Source organism: Maribacter sp. TH_r10 (genome assembly GCF_033101095.1).
Lineage (GTDB): Bacteria > Bacteroidota > Bacteroidia > Flavobacteriales > Flavobacteriaceae > Maribacter_A > Maribacter_A luteus.
This window is the reverse complement of sequence record NZ_JAWMPY010000003.1, coordinates 346934-364441: the sequence shown is the minus strand read 5'-3', so window position 1 is coordinate 364441 and position 17508 is coordinate 346934. Positions and strand designations below refer to the sequence as shown.

Annotated in this window: 14 protein-coding genes and 1 pseudogene; 6 read left to right on the top strand and 9 right to left on the bottom strand. The window is 38.5% G+C overall.

The window, feature by feature from the left end:
• Positions 1 to 29: 29 nt before the first annotated feature.
• The 4 genes from R3X28_RS10900 (at position 30) to yidC (ending at position 4478) form a co-directional block, all read left to right on the top strand.
• Positions 30 to 509 carry a DUF922 domain-containing protein gene (locus R3X28_RS10900; RefSeq protein WP_317664270.1) on the top strand — a complete coding sequence of 160 codons (480 nt, stop codon included), beginning with the start codon at positions 30 to 32 and terminating at the stop codon, positions 507 to 509.
• Positions 510 to 564: 55 nt separating this feature from the next.
• Entirely contained in the window at positions 565 to 798 is a 234-nt protein-coding gene (locus R3X28_RS10895; RefSeq protein ID WP_154368478.1) for a DUF3820 family protein, read from the top strand.
• 63 nt (positions 799 to 861) lie between these two features.
• Positions 862 to 2499 carry a CTP synthase gene (locus R3X28_RS10890; RefSeq protein ID WP_317664268.1) on the top strand — a complete coding sequence of 546 codons (1638 nt, stop codon included), beginning with the start codon at positions 862 to 864 and terminating at the stop codon, positions 2497 to 2499.
• Between the two features lie 116 nt (positions 2500 to 2615).
• Entirely contained in the window at positions 2616 to 4478 is a 1863-nt protein-coding gene (gene yidC, locus R3X28_RS10885) for a membrane protein insertase YidC (protein ID WP_317664267.1), read from the top strand.
• Between the two features lie 528 nt (positions 4479 to 5006).
• Here yidC and R3X28_RS10880 read toward each other — a convergent pair.
• Positions 5007 to 6920 carry a fasciclin domain-containing protein gene (locus tag R3X28_RS10880; protein WP_317664266.1) on the bottom strand — a complete coding sequence of 638 codons (1914 nt, stop codon included), beginning with the start codon at positions 6918 to 6920 and terminating at the stop codon, positions 5007 to 5009.
• 200 nt (positions 6921 to 7120) lie between these two features.
• Here R3X28_RS10880 and mnmA point away from each other — a divergent pair, with 200 nt between their 5' ends.
• A complete protein-coding gene (gene mnmA / locus R3X28_RS10875) occupies positions 7121 to 8311 on the top strand; it encodes a tRNA 2-thiouridine(34) synthase MnmA (RefSeq protein WP_317664265.1) in 1191 nt (396 codons plus the stop codon).
• 52 nt (positions 8312 to 8363) lie between these two features.
• Positions 8364 to 9305, top strand: a complete 942-nt coding sequence (locus R3X28_RS10870) for an NAD(P)H-dependent flavin oxidoreductase (protein WP_317664264.1) — start codon at positions 8364 to 8366, stop codon at positions 9303 to 9305.
• Here R3X28_RS10870 and R3X28_RS19370 read toward each other — a convergent pair.
• The 8 genes and pseudogenes from R3X28_RS19370 to R3X28_RS10835 all read right to left on the bottom strand — a co-directional run.
• Positions 9294 to 9461 (bottom strand): annotated as a pseudogene (locus tag R3X28_RS19370) (nickel-binding protein); the annotation flags it as partial. The gene R3X28_RS10870 and the pseudogene R3X28_RS19370 sit on opposite strands and share 12 nt — an antisense overlap.
• A 143-nt stretch (positions 9462 to 9604) precedes the next feature.
• Positions 9605 to 10405 carry a sulfite exporter TauE/SafE family protein gene (locus R3X28_RS10865; RefSeq protein WP_317664263.1) on the bottom strand — a complete coding sequence of 267 codons (801 nt, stop codon included), beginning with the start codon at positions 10403 to 10405 and terminating at the stop codon, positions 9605 to 9607.
• A gap of 77 nt (positions 10406 to 10482) precedes the next feature.
• Positions 10483 to 10896: a DsrE family protein gene (locus R3X28_RS10860; protein WP_317664262.1), complete on the bottom strand. Its 414-nt coding sequence runs from the start codon at positions 10894 to 10896 to the stop codon at positions 10483 to 10485.
• 30 nt (positions 10897 to 10926) lie between these two features.
• Positions 10927 to 11601, bottom strand: a complete 675-nt coding sequence (locus tag R3X28_RS10855) for a Tat (twin-arginine translocation) pathway signal sequence containing protein (RefSeq protein WP_282056155.1) — start codon at positions 11599 to 11601, stop codon at positions 10927 to 10929.
• A gap of 6 nt (positions 11602 to 11607) precedes the next feature.
• Positions 11608 to 12645 carry a c-type cytochrome gene (locus tag R3X28_RS10850; protein ID WP_317664261.1) on the bottom strand — a complete coding sequence of 346 codons (1038 nt, stop codon included), beginning with the start codon at positions 12643 to 12645 and terminating at the stop codon, positions 11608 to 11610.
• 185 nt (positions 12646 to 12830) lie between these two features.
• Positions 12831 to 14114, bottom strand: a complete 1284-nt coding sequence (locus R3X28_RS10845) for a hypothetical protein (protein WP_154368459.1) — start codon at positions 14112 to 14114, stop codon at positions 12831 to 12833.
• Between the two features lie 39 nt (positions 14115 to 14153).
• A complete protein-coding gene (locus R3X28_RS10840) occupies positions 14154 to 15809 on the bottom strand; it encodes a hypothetical protein (protein WP_317664260.1) in 1656 nt (551 codons plus the stop codon).
• Between the two features lie 6 nt (positions 15810 to 15815).
• Positions 15816 to 17450: a hypothetical protein gene (locus R3X28_RS10835; protein ID WP_317664259.1), complete on the bottom strand. Its 1635-nt coding sequence runs from the start codon at positions 17448 to 17450 to the stop codon at positions 15816 to 15818.
• Between the last annotated feature and the right edge of the window lie 58 nt (positions 17451 to 17508).

The following is a 17508-nucleotide window of genomic DNA, read 5'->3' as shown; positions in this document are numbered from 1 at the left end:
ACATTTTGATATGCTTTGTCGGCATTTTCATGGGTCATTCACAAGAGTATGAAACCATTGAATGGAGTGCGGATCGCAAGTTGACTTGGGCCGATTTTAAGGGTAGGGTGCCAGAAAATGATCGGGCAGCGGCCGTTACGGCCAGTGGAATTACATATCGCTTCTCAACCCTGTATAAAAATGGGGAATTAAAGGTCGATTTTAAGGTGACAACCTATTTTTATCCCAACAAATCATGGTACCAGCCCCATTTATGCGATACGTTCATCTTAGGTCATGAACAATTACATTTTGATATTTCCGAATTGTATGCACAGAAGATGAGAGATCGTTTGGCAAAGAGTAGTTTTACCGAAAATGTAAAAGAAGAGGTTAAATTGATTTATCGGGAAATACTTGAGGAACTCGAGGTTTACCAAGACCTTTATGATCAGCAAACCAATTTCTCCCGGGATAGCGTACAACAATCGCTTTGGAACAATAAAATTAAGGATGCTTTACGTCATTGAGCTTGTATAGCAATAGTGGCATCTTTTGCCAAATTCTTTTAGTATAATTTGTATTATGGAGGTTAGACCCGATTACGAGAAACTTATAGAGCTTGCCCATTATAGGATGCCCATAGGTAAATTCAAGAATCGCTATTTGGTAGATTTGCCAGAGCCTTATTTGGTGTGGTTTAAACAAAAAGGTTTTCCTGAAGGAAAGCTGGGAACCTTACTGCAATCCATGTTAGAAATTAAAATCAATGGTTTAGAACCTCTTATACGTAAAATTCAAAAAGAATTTCCTAAGTAATACCTGCGATTTCTTAATGCAATTTGTATTTTTGCCTGCGTTACGAACACAATCGAACGCTTCATGTCACAAACCAAATATATTTTTGTAACCGGTGGGGTTTCTTCTTCTTTAGGAAAAGGGATTATTGCCGCTTCCTTGGCAAAATTACTTCAAGCACGGGGTTACAAAACGACCATCCAGAAATTAGATCCTTACATCAATGTTGATCCAGGAACCTTGAACCCATATGAACATGGGGAATGTTATGTAACCGATGATGGTGCCGAGACCGATTTGGATCTTGGGCATTATGAGCGTTTTCTTAATGTTAAGACATCCCAGGCCAATAATGTGACAACAGGTAGAATCTATCAAAGCGTTATAGAAAAAGAAAGGCGGGGAGAGTTTTTGGGAAAAACGGTCCAAGTGGTACCCCATATTACCAATGAAATTAAAGAACGGGTTCAAATACTCGGTAAAAGTGGGGAATATGATATTGTAATTACAGAGATAGGAGGTACTGTTGGTGATATTGAGTCATTGCCCTATATCGAAGCCGTACGTCAGTTATTATGGGAGCTGGGCGACAATAATGCCATAGTTATCCATTTAACGTTGGTGCCTTATCTCTCAGCTGCAGGCGAATTAAAGACCAAGCCAACCCAGCATTCGGTCAAAACATTGATGGAAAGTGGAATTAAGGCAGATATTCTAGTTTGTAGAACCGAGCATGAGATATCCGACGAAATAAAGAATAAACTGGCGTTGTTCTGTAATGTTAGGCGCGAAGCTGTAATTCAATCCATAGATGCTTCCACTATATATGACGTGCCAAAATTAATGCAGGAAGAAGGTTTGGATACCGTGACCTTGAAAAAACTGGCCTTGTCAGATTCAACAACCCCAGATTTAAAACAGTGGGATGAGTTCTTGCATCGACATAAAAACCCTAAACATGAAGTCACCATTGGTTTGGTAGGTAAGTATGTTGAATTACAGGATTCCTATAAATCAATTTTAGAATCTTTTATCCATGCGGGGGCTGTAAACGAAGTTCGGGTCAATGTACGTTTTATACATTCGGAGCATATTACCTCAAAAACCATCGTGAAAACATTAGGCGGCCTTGATGGTATCTTGGTTGCCCCAGGATTTGGTGAGCGAGGTGTAGAGGGCAAGATAGAAGCCGTGCGTTACGCCCGGGAAAATAAAATTCCGTTCTTGGGAATCTGTTTGGGTATGCAAATGGCCGTAATAGAGTTTGCCCGCAATGTTCTGAGACTTGAAAAGGCCAGTTCTACAGAAATGGATGGTAGTACGCCCGATCCCGTTATCAGTTTAATGGAAGAGCAGAAAACAATTACCAATAAAGGGGGGACCATGCGATTGGGTGCCTGGGACTGTCATTTAAAAGAGGGAACCTTGGTGCAGGAAGTATATCAAGGGGCCACTGATATTTCTGAACGTCATCGCCATCGTTACGAGTTCAATAATAAATATAAGGAACAGCTGGAAAAAGCCGGACTTAAAACTTCGGGTATAAACAAGGATACCGGGTTGGTAGAAATTGTGGAATTAGGCGATCATCCTTGGTTTATAGGTGTTCAATACCACCCGGAATACAAAAGTACAGTGGCAAATCCGCACCCTTTGTTTGTAGGGTTGGTTAAGGCTGCATTAATTCACAAAAAAGAACAAAGTAATGCCAGTATGGCATAATCTGCGCTTTTGGGCATATATTTGCTGACTGATTAAATCTGTAGTATATAGGGGTTTCAACTTTTTTTAAAACGTGATGACCTTATTTATGGATTATAATTTTGATAATAAATTAAATGGAAGAAAAGAAGTTAGATATTAATTCTATAATAGGTTTTGTACTGATTTTTGGGATACTTGTTTTCATGTTTTACCAAAACAGACCAACTCCCGAAGAACTTGAAGCCCAAAAAGCAAAACAGGAACAAGTAGAGGCCCAAGCTGAAAAAGAAGAAACACCGCTATTGTCCGAAGAGGAAGCTCCTATAGCTATAGACCTTCAAGACTCTACCGCTATTGCCAATTATAAAGGTGCTATCGGGGCTTTTGGTTATACAACGCCTAATGACGGGATTACTACGCTGGAGAATGAACTGGTTACCCTGAAGATAGATAATAAAGGTGGAGAGATCATAGAGGCCAAAATGCGAAATTTCGTAACCTTTGATTCTGTTCCGGTTTATTTGGTCAAGGATGGGAATGCTTCTTTTGGTTTGAATTTTACTACATCTGATAATCGTGTACTCAATACCAGAGACCTGTATTTTGAACCGACCATGAGTAAAAATGGGGACAATCAGGTGCTCTCCATGAAAGCTAAGGTCGCAGCCGATAAGTATTTGGAGTACCGTTATGAAATGAAACCGAATGATTATTTGGTTGATTTTACTATTCGTTCACAAGGTTTGAATGGGGTTATCAACAGTAGTAAGCCTGTTCAATTGGAATGGAAATTGAAAGGAATCCGACATTCCAAAAGTATTCAATATGAAAACCGATATACTAGGCTAACGTACAATCATGAAGACGGAAAAATAAGTAAGCTCTCCGAAGGAAAGGATGATGAAGAAACAGAAGAGGATGTGAAATGGTTATCATACCGTCAACATTTCTTCAGCTCTATCCTAGCTACTGAGGAACATTTTAAAAAAGCCGAATTGTCATCTCAGAACTTGGTCGAGGAAGAAAGCAGAACCTTCGGTTACACCAAAGTTTATGATTCCAAGGTACCCTTAGAGATGAACGGGGGAGAACTTTCCCAAAACATGCATTGGTACTATGGCCCTACCGATGTAGATGTGTTAAAACATTATGAGGAGCTGGGTCTTGAGGATTCCATTCCGTTTGGGTGGGGTATTTTCGGATGGATCAATAGATATGTCTTCACTCCATTCTACACTTTCTTAAGTTCTTATTTACCTTATGGGATAGCCATTGTTATAATGACCATATTGGTTCGTTTGGCCATGTCTCCTGTAACGTATAAATCTTATTTATCCCAGGCTAAAATGAAGGTGCTTAAACCTGAGATTACTGAACTCGGTGAAAAGTACAAGGATAATGCCATGAAAAAACAACAGGAAACCATGAAGCTTTATAACAAGGCCGGGGTGAGTCCTATGAGTGGTTGTGTGCCGGCATTCTTGCAAATGCCCATATTCTATGCGTTGTTCATGTTCTTCCCAACGTCATTTGCATTGCGTCAAAAATCATTCTTATGGGCAGATGACCTTTCTTCATTCGATACTATTTATCAATTTCCGGAAGGTTTCTCTATTCCTTTTTATGGGGACCATATAAGTTTATTCCCCATTTTGGCATCCGTAGCTATTTTCTTTTATATGATGATGACCACAGGGCAGAATATGCCACAACAACCTGGTATGCCCAATATGAAATTCATCATGTACCTAATGCCGTTCATGATGTTGTTCTTCTTTAATAACTATGCCAGTGGTTTGAGTTTGTATTATTTTGTATCGAACTTGATTACCATCGGTATTATGTTGGTCATCAAAAACTTTATATTGGATGATGATAAGATCCATGCCCAGATCCAAGAGAATAAACAGAAGCCCAAAAAGGAAAATAAATTTCAGCGTAAGATGCGTGAAATGATGGAGCAGGCCGAAGAACAAAAGAAAACAGGTAAAAAATAGACTTCTGAAATTTGCTCTCTGTTACTAAATGTAGATAGGGGGTAAATCCAAAATAATTATAAGAATAAAAGCCCTGACATTGAGTCGGGGCTTTTGGCATTACCATGGTTTAGTTTGGTAAGATTTGGGATTACAAATATGTGACATATTAACAGTCTGGGAAATTATTAGTTGTAAAGGGCCGAGTTTTGTATGTTAAAGGAACTAGTAATGATGTTTGGTAATTCGTATGTCCATTAACGAGGTAAACATTAAATAAAAAAACTCCCAAGTCCAAGTATGAAAAATGCTCAAACTTGAAACGAGGAAGTTTTAAATAACCAATAATCAATCACTAACCTAAATACCTGACTAATGGCCTAAAAGGGTTAAAATCTGTAGGGGGAGGTTATCATTTTGAATTCATCACTTTTATCTTCATTATAATCGTTGAATCCAGAATTATTCGTTCTAATCCCTAAATTGACAGATTTTTGTTATTAAATAAGTAAAAGCCACATTTAGTAGCTTTTACTTATCTAAGAATGTTTAATTAGTAGTATCAGGAATCATTACTTGGTTCAATACATGTATTACGCCGTTTTTGGCCTGTACATCTACTGCAATTATTCCGATACCCATGTTTCCGGCACCATCGGTTACATCAGCGATATTCTCTCCTGTACCTGGTAGGGTAATCGTCATACTGTCACCTTCCAATGTTGTGGCCATAGTGTTTCCATCCGGAGTTAAATCGGTAGAGCGAACATTGGCACCGGCAACTACGTGATGTAATAAAACCTGTGTTAATACATCTTCCTCTGGAATGGCGGCCAATGCGGCAAAAGCTTCATTTGTTGGCGCGAATACCGTAAAATCGGGGTCTATACCGTCTGTGTTTCCTCCTTCAGATCTAGATAAGATACCAGCAAAATCAGTTGCAGGTGTCAATTCTGTCAAAGCACTCACTAAGGTAGAAAAATTAGGATCGGCAACAGCAAACGTCACAACGGTAGGCAAATCAATTACTGCATCCACGGCATGTATCACACCGTTGGTGGCCACAATATCGGCAGCTGCAACATTGCTAGTGCCATTAATCGTAACGCCATCATCCGTATTGATATACATGCTTAGGTTGTCCCCATCGGCATTCATTGCAGCCGTAGATACATAAGAATTTGTTAATCCACTAGAGAAAGCGGCTGCTCCTGCGATAACATGGTTAGATAATATGGCGTTCAAATCATTCGCATCTGGATTCATAAAGGCTGAAAAAGCAGCGTTAACGGGAGCAAAAACGGTAAAATCGGTTTCTGTATCGGATAGCAAGGTTGTAAAGGTAGTATTGCCATCAGCGGTCAAGGCACCTACTAATTCGCTTAAATCGGAATTGGCTACCGCATGGTCCACGATATTCGGAAGACCAATAACCGCATCGACGATATGTACCACTCCGTTCAAGGCTTTAACATCGGCAGCTGAGACCGACGAAACGCCATTAAGGGTCACACCGCTGGTTAGGTCTACCAACATACTCAAATTATTGCCTCCTACCCCTGCAGTGGAAAAGGTAGAAATATATCCTGCAGTTAAATCAGTTGAAAAATTTGCGCCACTTACTACATGATTCAATAATACTTGGGTCAGTACGTCTACTGGAACGTCATCTAAACTTGCGAATCCGTTATCGGACAAGAAAGTTGCAAAGGCATCATCGGTAGGAGCAAAAACCGTAAACGGACCTTCTCCGGCCAATACGGTAGGTAAATCCCCATCCGCAGCTTGTAAGGCAGCAACTAAATTACTTAATGTTGGTGTGCTTATGGCCAAGTCGGTGATGGAAACCAATAAGACATCGGCCAAAGCGTCAAGGGCTGCCTGAGGAATAAGAACCTTATCTATAAGGTGGATTACACCATTATTTGTTTCAACATCGGCCAAGGAAACTTGGGCTGATTCACCGGCTGCATCCATAAAATATACACCTCCGGTCAAACTTACAGTAAGTTCTTCTCCTTGAACCGTGGTAACCACTTGTCCTTCGGTAAGATCTCCAGAAGTTACCGAAGCGTCACCAACCACATGGTAGGTTAATATGGTCGCCAACAGATTCTGCAATTGTTCAGTGTTGAAATCGTCCAGGGAATCAAAACCATCCAATCTGGATAATAAATCCGAGAAAGCATCATTGGTAGGTGCCAAAACGGTAAAACTTGTTGTTTCATCACTTAATGTGGTGATTAGGTTATTGGAGGCACTTTCGTCCGCTTTGGCCAATGCGGCAACGAGGCTACTAACACTCGCGGTGGCTTGGGCGGTTTCAACGATGTTCAATTCTATCATGTCGGGGTCGGTTTCCATTTGATCCGGACCATTGTCATCGTCATCGGAGCAGGAAAGTACGAACGTTGCCATAAGCAACAGGATAAAGCTGTTTAAAAATTTTGTTTTTGATTTCATCTCTAGAAGATTTTAAAGGTTACGACTAATATTGTTTAAGTTATTTGAATAAAAGATGAACAATAATACAAAAGGTTGCGTTTTGTTTAACTAAAATTGTAAAAAGTTTAACAAAATAATTCTTAGAAGAGGCTGTCTTATTACATGATTTTGGGAGTAAAAGACCTAATTTCGTATTTTTGTACTCTTTTTTTAATGTTATGGAAAAGGTTGTAATAGGACTTTCTGGAGGAGTGGATTCAAGTGTAGCTGCCTATCTTTTAAAAGAACAAGGGTATGAGGTTATTGGCCTGTTTATGAAAAATTGGCATGATGATTCCGTTACCATTTCAGAAGAATGTCCATGGTTAGAGGATAGTAATGATGCATTGATAGTTGCCGAAAAGTTGGGCATTCCTTTTCAAACAGTTGATTTAAGTGTTGAATACAAGGAACGTATTGTAGATTATATGTTCGATGAATACGAAAAAGGAAGGACGCCTAATCCCGATGTTCTATGTAACCGTGAAATCAAATTCGACGTTTTCATGAAAATAGCAATGCAATTGGGGGCCGATTATGTGGCAACCGGGCACTATTGTCGAAAAGATTCATTTATTAACGAAAAGGGAGAAGAAACGTTTCGTCTATTATCCGGTAAGGATGGTAATAAGGATCAATCCTATTTTTTATGCCAACTATCCCAAGAACAATTATCAAAAACACTTTTTCCTATAGGTGAACTCATAAAACCTGAAGTACGTAAAATTGCTGCAGAAAATGATTTGATCACAGCGGATAAGAAAGATTCCCAAGGACTTTGTTTTATTGGTAAAGTTCGCTTGCCCGATTTCCTCCAGCAAAAGTTAAGACCTAAAAAAGGTGTAATTGTTGAAGTACCTGAAGGCCTTGGGGTATATAATGAAAAGATACCTGATTTCGATACCAAGGAAGAGGAACTCCTTTATTTTTCAAAAAAGCCCGTTTATTCCATTGAAGATGGTAAGACTGTAGGCCAACATCAAGGAGCACATTATTTTACTAAAGGCCAACGAAAAGGTTTGGATGTAGGAGGCACCAAAGAACCTTTATATGTCATTGAGACCGATGTGGACGAAAATATCATATATACCGGTCAGGGAAAATCTCATCCGGGATTGTATCGTAAAACCTTATTCGTTTCAAACGATGAGTTACATTGGATACGCACTGATTTAACCATGAAAGAAGGGGAGTCCATGAATATAATGGCGAGAATAAGATATCGTCAACCCTTGCAAAAGGCCATTTTGTATAAGGTCGCGGATGGACTTTATGTTGATTTTGAGGAAAAACAATCCGCCATCACCGAAGGGCAATTTGTAGCTTGGTACAATGATGATGAATTATTAGGCTCAGGTGTTATTTCTTAAATGAAAATATCCTATCTAGTTTATTTTAAGAGTTATAATTTACTGTATTAGCATGAAAAATAGAATTACCGAACTTTTTGGGATAGAGTATCCGATTATTCAGGCCGGAATGGTTTGGGCCAGTGGATGGCGATTGGCTTCAGCCGTTTCCAATGCGGGTGGCTTGGGCCTTATCGGAGCTGGTAGTATGTACCCCGATGTTTTGCGTGAGCATATTCAAAAATGCCAAGCAGCTACCGATCGTCCGTTTGGAGTAAATATTCCCATGTTGTATCCCGATATTGATAAGCTTATGGCACTCATCATTGAGATGGGGGTCAAGATTGTTTTTACCGCTGCAGGAAACCCAAAGATATGGACAGGACATTTAAAGGACCATGGCATAACCGTGGTACATGTTGTGAGCAGTGTCAAATTTGCATTAAAGGCACAAGAGGCCGGGGTAGATGCTATTGTAGCTGAAGGTTTTGAAGCCGGAGGACATAATGGTAGGGATGAAACTACTACACTTGTACTGATTCCGGCGGTAAAGGAAAAAATCGATATTCCATTAATAGCCGCAGGCGGGATAGCTACGGGTAAAGCGATGTTGGCTAGCATGGTGTTGGGAGCTGAAGGTGTGCAGATAGGAAGTCGTTTTGTGGCCAGTAAAGAAGCTTCGTCCCATGATTTGTTCAAACAAAAAGTAGTTGAGGCAGGAGAAGGGGATACCCAGCTCACCCTTAAGGAATTGACACCGGTAAGACTGATCAAGAATAAATTTTATCATGATGTTGTCAAAGCATATGAAGATGGGGCAACTAAAGAAGGATTGAAAGAACTTTTGGGAAGGGCCCGTGCTAAAAAAGGTATGTTCGAAGGTGATATGGAAGAGGGCGAACTTGAAATAGGTCAGGTTTCTGCTTTAATCCATGATATAAAACCTGCTGCTGAAATCATTGCTGAGTTGGTCAGGGAATTTGAGGCGGGCAAAAAGATGGTTTCAATGCTGTAGCAGTATTTCCTTTAGGTCGAATGGTATTCTGACGAACCATTCCCTGTTAGGTGCATTATAAACACAATAAACCTTGTCCGCGGTTATATAGCCATGTACCCACTGAATCTGTGGTTCCATAATCCTTAATACCCTACATGATGTTTGTGAAATACCTTTTAATTGTTCCTAAGGCAGATTACCTGCTCTCGGAATCTCTTTTTCAATTACATACGAATTTTGTTCTTCTGTTAAATCTTCTGGCCGAATCATTTTTTTACTGTTTTGATTTTGACATCCAACTTTTGTACAATAGGTCTTTAAGTAAAAACTTCCATGTAAAAAATACCGATGGATAAAATCAATAACAACCACCCAAAATAGGTTTTAAGCTTTTCACCCTTAATAAAGGAAGAAAAGTAAATACCCAGGAAAATACCTAAGGTCGAGATTGCTGTAAACCTTAAGAGAAAACTCCAGTTGATTTCCAGATTCCCCAAATCACCCAAAAAGCCGATCAATGATTTTAATGCGATAATGAACAATGAAGTTGCCACTGCTTTCTTCATGGGTAGTTTTACCAATAAGACCAATGTGGGAATGATCAAAAAACCACCGCCAATGCCAACAAAACCGGTAAATAAGCCGATAAGGATACCTTGTAATACTATTAAAGGGTAATTGTAACGATTTAGTTGTTTGTGTTCAAGCAGCGACTTCTTTGTCCGTATCATTGAAAGAGAACAAAGCAGCATGATTAGTGCCAAAAACACCATAATCGCCATATCCTTCGTAACCGCGATATCGTATATTGTGACTATCTCCATCGGGATTATCGGAAGTATATATTTACGGACAACGTAAACAGCGATAAACGCTGGGATAGCAAAGACAAAGGCTATTTTAAAATCAACCAAACCCTTCTCCCAATTTCTTAGTGCCCCTATTGTAGAGGAAGTACCTACTACGAAGAGCGAATATGCCGTTGTTGTTATCGGACTGATATGGAATAAGTAGGTAAAAATGGGAATTGCGATCAATGAACCCCCACTACCCATAAGACCCAAAACAAGCCCGACCAACAAGGCTCCTAAATAACCAAAAATCTCTATGGTTTCCATTTTATACTATTCAATATTCCTTAGTTCTAACTTTGGTGAATCTGACCCAAACCCTATATAGACGGGTAAATAATTGATTATTGCCCTTCTTTTATATAGCCCCAACCTTGACCTTGTTTTTGAATGATTTCCAATATTCCATCAGGAACGGCTCTAACTCCGGCAACGAGTTGGGAAGCATCGATTTTATGTCGATTCAAGGAGGCCTGACAAACCACAAAGTCTACATTTTCATTCTTGGCTAGTGCTTCCATTTCATCGGAAACTGTTGATTCACCCTTTATGACCATTCCGTAGGCACCGCTATACATGACCATCTCGAATTTTGAATCAGGGTATGCCTTGGACATCATTTTTACATGCCGCATTGCGGATTCATGCACACTGGTATTACTACTTGTAACATCAAATACGATTTTGACGGGTTTTTCCTGTGCAAAAACCATTGTGCTGAATACGCACACCATTATTAAATTTACTATCGTTTTCATACGTGTATTTTTATAGATTTTTAATTTTACTTATTCACCTGCAAAGATGTACCCACACCCATTCTCCTGTGCACGACCGAGTGCCCAAACCCCGGAGGGGACTAATTGAACTTCTGGTAATACAGCCGCGATCCATTCGTCGTACATTGCCTTTGGGTCAGCACCTATTTGTTGGGCCAAGGCACCACTGTACACAGAAATCGCCAAATTGCATACGCAAAACATGGCCCCACGGGCTTGCATGTCTTTTATTCCTTGAATGATCGGAAGGGGGAAATCCCCTTCTTGTGGTTCGTAATAAGGATTTCTGTCGTAATTGGTGCCGTCGGCTTTTTTTACATGGAACATTTCTCCTAATGGGTATTTTTTCCAAAGCGAAGAATTAAAGGCAAAAGGTATCCCATCATGTCGAAATACGGTCATGGCAGTAATATCATTGTCTTTAGATCCCGTCTCATTGTTCGAAAGGTAAAAAGCCCAGTTCCAAATTATCGGAAAACCCTTGTGGGGATAAGACCCATCATATACTATTCTGTGTTTTCCTTTGATATTCTTGAACCAATCATCGGCCTCGTTCATTTGGTGTTCATCAAAGTCGGTCATACCTGCAAAGGCAGAATTCCCTAATACTGAAAGCGTACTTGCGGTGGCACCGAGCATTAGGGCGCCCATAAAGTTTCTTCTCGAATTTTTCTTTGTTTTCATAATCATTTATTTAGATTTATTCATATTATATTCTTCTTTATAAAAAGCCATAATAGGTTGAAACGGTCCCATTTGATGTTGCTCCATTGAAAAGGAATCTGCATAAGGTGGATATGGGGTAGATACGGGTTTTCTCTTCAAATCAGGAAAATCATATTCCCGATTTTGTTTTATGGGTCTAATCTGCTGATTAATATAACCGGCGACGTCATAGGCCTCTTCATCGCTCAATAGGGGCGAGTCATAGGTGGTTAACAAGGGCATATTGGCCTTAATGAATTGGGCAGCGGTAATTACCCTGGTCATTCCCGCCCCGTTATTGTAGGAATCATTGCCCCAAAGCGGAGGATATTGATAGGTGAAACTATCTGGCATTTTAACCCCTTGTCCGTTTTTGCCGTGACATACAACACAATTCTTATCAAAAACATCTTTTCCTTGAGCTAGGTTTACCTTTCGTTCCGGAATTTGGATTTTGACGAAGCCCTGACCGAAGATTTTACCGTCCTCAGGTGTAAATCTGCTGAGCCATGTCAAATATTTTACAAAGGCCTGCATTTCCTTTCCGTTAGGTGGTAAAGTACTACCGTTCATACTTCTCTCCATACAGCCATTGATGCGTTCCTGGATCGTGCCGATTTTGTTTTCCCTTCCCCTATACTGTGGAAATCGGTTGATGATACCGATTAGCGGTGCGGAAAAGGGTTTTGTACCAGCCTTTAAATGACAGTTGTTACATGCCAAACGATTGCCAGAGTATGCCTTATCCGGTTCTTCATTATCCGGGCCAATGTATTTGGGGGAATTCACAAAAAGTTGATACCCATATTTAATGGCCGTATTTTCTTTGGAATCGTCCAATAATGAAATATCATATTTTGATGCTATCGGTATGAGCATGGTTTCTTCTAAGGGTGCCGGTTCTTTCGAAAACACATCAAAAAAGAATAATAGAGCAATAGTGGCGATCAATACGATCAAACTACAGCATATGGTAATTTGACGCACCAATTTTTTAATTAAGTATGAAGATTCATCTTTCATGATCAGCCGTACTTTTTAGAATTGAAAAATATCTATGGGGGAAGTGTTGCAAGGTTAACCATTACAAATCAGAAGGGTTTTCACTATTCATGCAATCTCTAGCAGTATTCGTGAATGGTCAAGATCTGGTTTAATTTATAATTTTTTTAAGTCCCGTTTGTATTGGTTCTCACCATCAGTTTAATTTATTCCCACATGCGAGAACAATCGATACAATAAATAATCTCACTACTTGTTTCCTTATTATCGTTAAAGATTATTTTAAGTTTTTTTGCCCCTTCACCAAGATTGGCAATGAGAAAAGTTAATAGGCGTTCTCCGCTATCAGGATTGTCGAAGCTGCCTTCTTCTTCATGTGCTTTAGTCCATTTATCTTTAAAATAAAGGCCTCTATACGTTATTCGTTTCACTGAATAATTTCCTTTAGGAAGATTTTTAAATCGCGCCATGATATAAATTTCATCTCCTGTTGCAAAAGGACCATCTGATGAAATACATTTCGAATATCCATTTTTGGTTTCAATTCTTTTACAAATCTCTAAACTATATATTGGGTCGGACAGCTTTGGTACAGCAAATGGTGTTACATATATGCTTAGCAATTCTTCCAAAATAATATCGCCCTTTTGAGCTTTTAATGTATACCTCGTAGTACTTGTTGGTGATACGATTAGATCTCCATAAACCTCGACTGCTTTACCGTTAAGCGTGACTTTATCGGCATTATAAACATTCCATAAAAGCTTAGTTTCAATACCTCTTCGAATAGTAGGTTGACTTGCATAAAAACTCCCAATGTCAAGTTCGTTATTAGTAACTTCAATTTGAAGTTTGCTGCTTTCTACTTGTGCTGGCCCTTTTGATGATTTAGGACTTGCCATAAGCACATACGCAGAGGTTTTATCTATAACTAGAGTTTTCGATCCACTGGCCGGTACTTCTTGAAAATCTGTTGCACCAAACTTCCCCAGCATTACTTTTGAAGCATTCTCTGTTTCCCAAGAAAGTATCACGGTTTCTCCTTTTTCTACTTGAGTTTCACTTGAGGTAAATGAATCGATCTTTACAGTAGAAACATCCAACTCATTCCATATAAATGAAAATGGAAACACTTCGCACAAAAGGATACTTCTATTTGTTGTCACACATACCCTAATGCTTTCGCTACTAAAATCTTTCCCTCCGGGTTTTTTGGTGATTTTAAAACTCACCTGATGATTATTAGCTTCTAAAGGTTGACGATCAATAATAACCTCTTTATAAATAAATCTACCATCTTTCATGACTGGATTTGCCTGAATAAATATATCCTTTGAATCCGTTTCTTTAGTAAGACTATAATCAACTGAAATTAAGAGCTCTGAACTGGATATCTTTTCAGCAATGAAATTACTTATACTTATTCCTTTTTGTGCTGTAACTATACCTATCGAAGAAACGCCGATCATTATTATAAATAGCTTTTTCATTGTTTTCGAAAATTCTGTTACTTTCCTTTTAACCTATTTCTAATTATTACCCTGAAATTCAAGAACTTCTTTTGCCTTGTTTTTCAGAGCTACATTCTTATTTTGCATCAATTGTTTTAAGTAGGATGACACTTTTTCATCATCAATGAGACTAAGAGCGGAAACTGCCTCAAGTTTTATTTCCTCAGACGAATGTTTGTTTTCAAGCAATGATTTTACATATGGAAATACTAAAGGAGAACCTGTATTGCCAAGCACAAACAGATATTGAAGGGGGTCTTTTTCCAATGTCATTTTTTCTATAAGATAATTTGTCAGAGTCTCGGATTTAAAAGTATCGGAATGTTCTAAATTTTTAGCCATGCCGCCTAATGCGAGTTGCGCAATTGATTTTGTAAAATAACCAAGTGTTTTACTTTCACTAAAGCCTATTTTTTTTAAAACTTCAATAGCCTTGCTTGTTGGATATTTAGTGGTTGTTAGTACAGGAATCAATGCTCCCATAAGTTCTTCGTTACTTTTACGCTTATCTATGAGTATCGCTAAAGCATTTGTAGCACCAGGGGTTTCAGTAATTGATAAAGCTTTGCTGAGCAGAACAAACTCATTAGAAGTAGCTAATTGATTATCAAGGAAAGAAACAGCCTTACTGCAATACTCAGGCTGCAGATAAAAAAGTGCTCTAAACTTTAATATTAGATCTTCCTTTAAAGCGTTAGTTAAGTTTTCGGTTTTTGATAATTTTTGAATTAAGGTCTCCCAATTATCCGAGCCTAAAGTTCCTTTATATGCTGTACCTTTTATTTTCTCATGTGACAACGCCTCACTTAAGGTTGTTTTTTGCCTGTAATTTTTAGAGTTTTCTAATACTAAAAGATGGGCAATATCAACGTTTTTCACCTGTTTTTCGGAACTCATACAGACCGAAACTTTAGAACCTAAGATGCTTAAGGTGTCATTATTTCGAACAATTATTTGGGCTTCTGAAATATTGATTTTTTTAATAGTCCCAGATGCATCAGTTTCTATAGTCGAATTATTATCGGTTTTTATTTTTTGATTTTCATTTTTCGATTTGTAGGTTAAATAGTCCAGTACATTTTTCTTGTACAATCTATTTGAACTATCGGAATCTACATTTTGGTATTCGGCGATATAGGTTCCTAAGGTGTTTTCTTCGGTAGTTTTCCAATCTTTCGATTGTTTTAATGGTTTTACAAATTGCATTCTACTTAATATATCTTTGTATAAACCTCTTGCTATTTGAGATATCCCAGCATCAAATTTTATAGCACCGATTTTTCCATGAACATCTGTGTAGACGAATACCGGTTTTATCAACTCTTTAAGAATCGGATGTAGATCAATTGAAATTCCTTCGTTTTTTAAATCCAGTTTCAGGTTTTGTAATTGATAACAGATCAACATACTGTCCTTAGTTTTTTTTAGTATTGATTTTTCTAAGTCGCTCTGAAGGGTCATTTCTAAATACTGTAGTGATTCACTATTGAAAAAGGTTGTTTTTACATTTACGGAATCAGGATTATAGAGCTTTTCTATATTGCTATATCCAAAGTTTTCTGCACTGTATTTATAATGGGATTGTTTTGAAATGGACATACTTCTACTCCCTTTACATCCATAAATAAATGGACATAAAAGAAGTATGATACTTAAATTCTTAATGATTTTCATGGTTTTCTATTCTTGGGTGAAAACTGGGGTTTCATCATATTTTGCAATATTTTTTAATGTAAATGGCTCAAAACCTCCTTCAGTAATAGTTCCCGAATCTTTAAAACCATCCCATTTAAACAATTCATGTTCTTTGCGATAACAGTCATCGATAAAAGGAATATCTATTGGGGAACAGGCTTCACCATAAGCGCTTATTGTGCCACTTAAAATTTCAATGTCATATCCAAAATAATGATTAACACCTACTACGATGTTTTCAGAATTTTGACTGAATATGCCTGCGAATGCATTTAAGTCTAATTCACCTTTAATAAAGGTTAATTCTGCCTCTACACCGCCTTCGAAGACCCCTATAAGACTAAGACCGCCTTCGCCGTAGACTTTTAGATCAATTAATGGCTTGGCATGAACGGAGGCTACAGTTCTTTCAATTTTTGCTTCATATTCAAATCCTACTTCGCCTTTTACACCTATAAGGCCCACAAAATCTAGTCCTGGCAAAATTGGTACTCTTAAAGGAAAAGATTTATCAAAAGATCTACCATAGGTTTTAGAAAATGATTTTTGCTGTGAAAAAGTGGTAGAATTTGGAGGAAAAAGGTTCATCTCCAATGCTTTTACCGAAATTGTGGCACTCATTTTTTTAGACACGTTTGAGGGGGCATGGAATTGACAACTTGCATTAAGGATGTCTATGGATTTCCCTAAAAGTGAGCCTGTTGCCTTGCTTGTAGCCTTTACCCTAAACTCAGACTTGTTATTGGCCGTGTTTTGTGGGTCAAATGGATAAATTTTCGCAAAACGGGTTATTGAACCTTCTAGATTGGCTCTAAAGGTATCGGGATTGCCAAAGCCCCAATTTTTATTGTTCGTTTTGTTGATTTCATAGAGTTTTGCCAGGTTGCCTATTCTTTTGGTCCTAAAATCTTTAAAAGGTCGCCTTTTTGTGGTTTTTTGAGCGATGACCTTTCCGGATACCTTTGAAAAATCATACTTATTTATTTGGTCCCGCTCACTTTGGGTATAGCTGCTATATGGTTTTAGCGTAAGCATTTGTGACCTTCCATTGAATGATGGGCCAGCCACTTGCACCTGTCGTTCTAAACTCATGAATTTTTTGACTTCCGCTTCTTTTTTGAAGGCACCTATGGATTTAGGGGCCAAAGACCTTCTGCCATCTAAAAACTTGGTGTCCGTTACTGTTCTGGAAACGACCTTTTCATCATTGATTCTAAGGCTATACCCTTTGCTGTTCAGCTTTTTTTCAAGGGCATTGGTTTCATTCAATAACTGTAGCGCAGTGATTACTTTGCCGTTTTTTAGGGTAACCTTTCTATTGGGTGGAATGGGATTGCCTTTTTTATCTTCGAGTTTAAAGGGAACGAACTTAATTGCGGCCTTTGTCTTTCCTTTCCAATTAGGGTCGTTTTGGGAAATCTCAATCGGGGACATTCGGGATTTTTGTACAGCCGTTTTTTTAGCTTCGTTTTTTAGTCTGGTATAGGGGTCGGTCTCTTTTTTTGTTCTGTGGTCCCGTACAACTTGGGATTGTAGTGGAGAACTGAATGCTAATGCCAGAATGCCTATGGACAAACCGATTAGGTTTCTTTTTAACTTTAATATCGTTGTAGTTTTCATGGTTTTAGATGTATTTGTTCAAGAATTATATGAATTATGACTACCCTCGTATAGATGT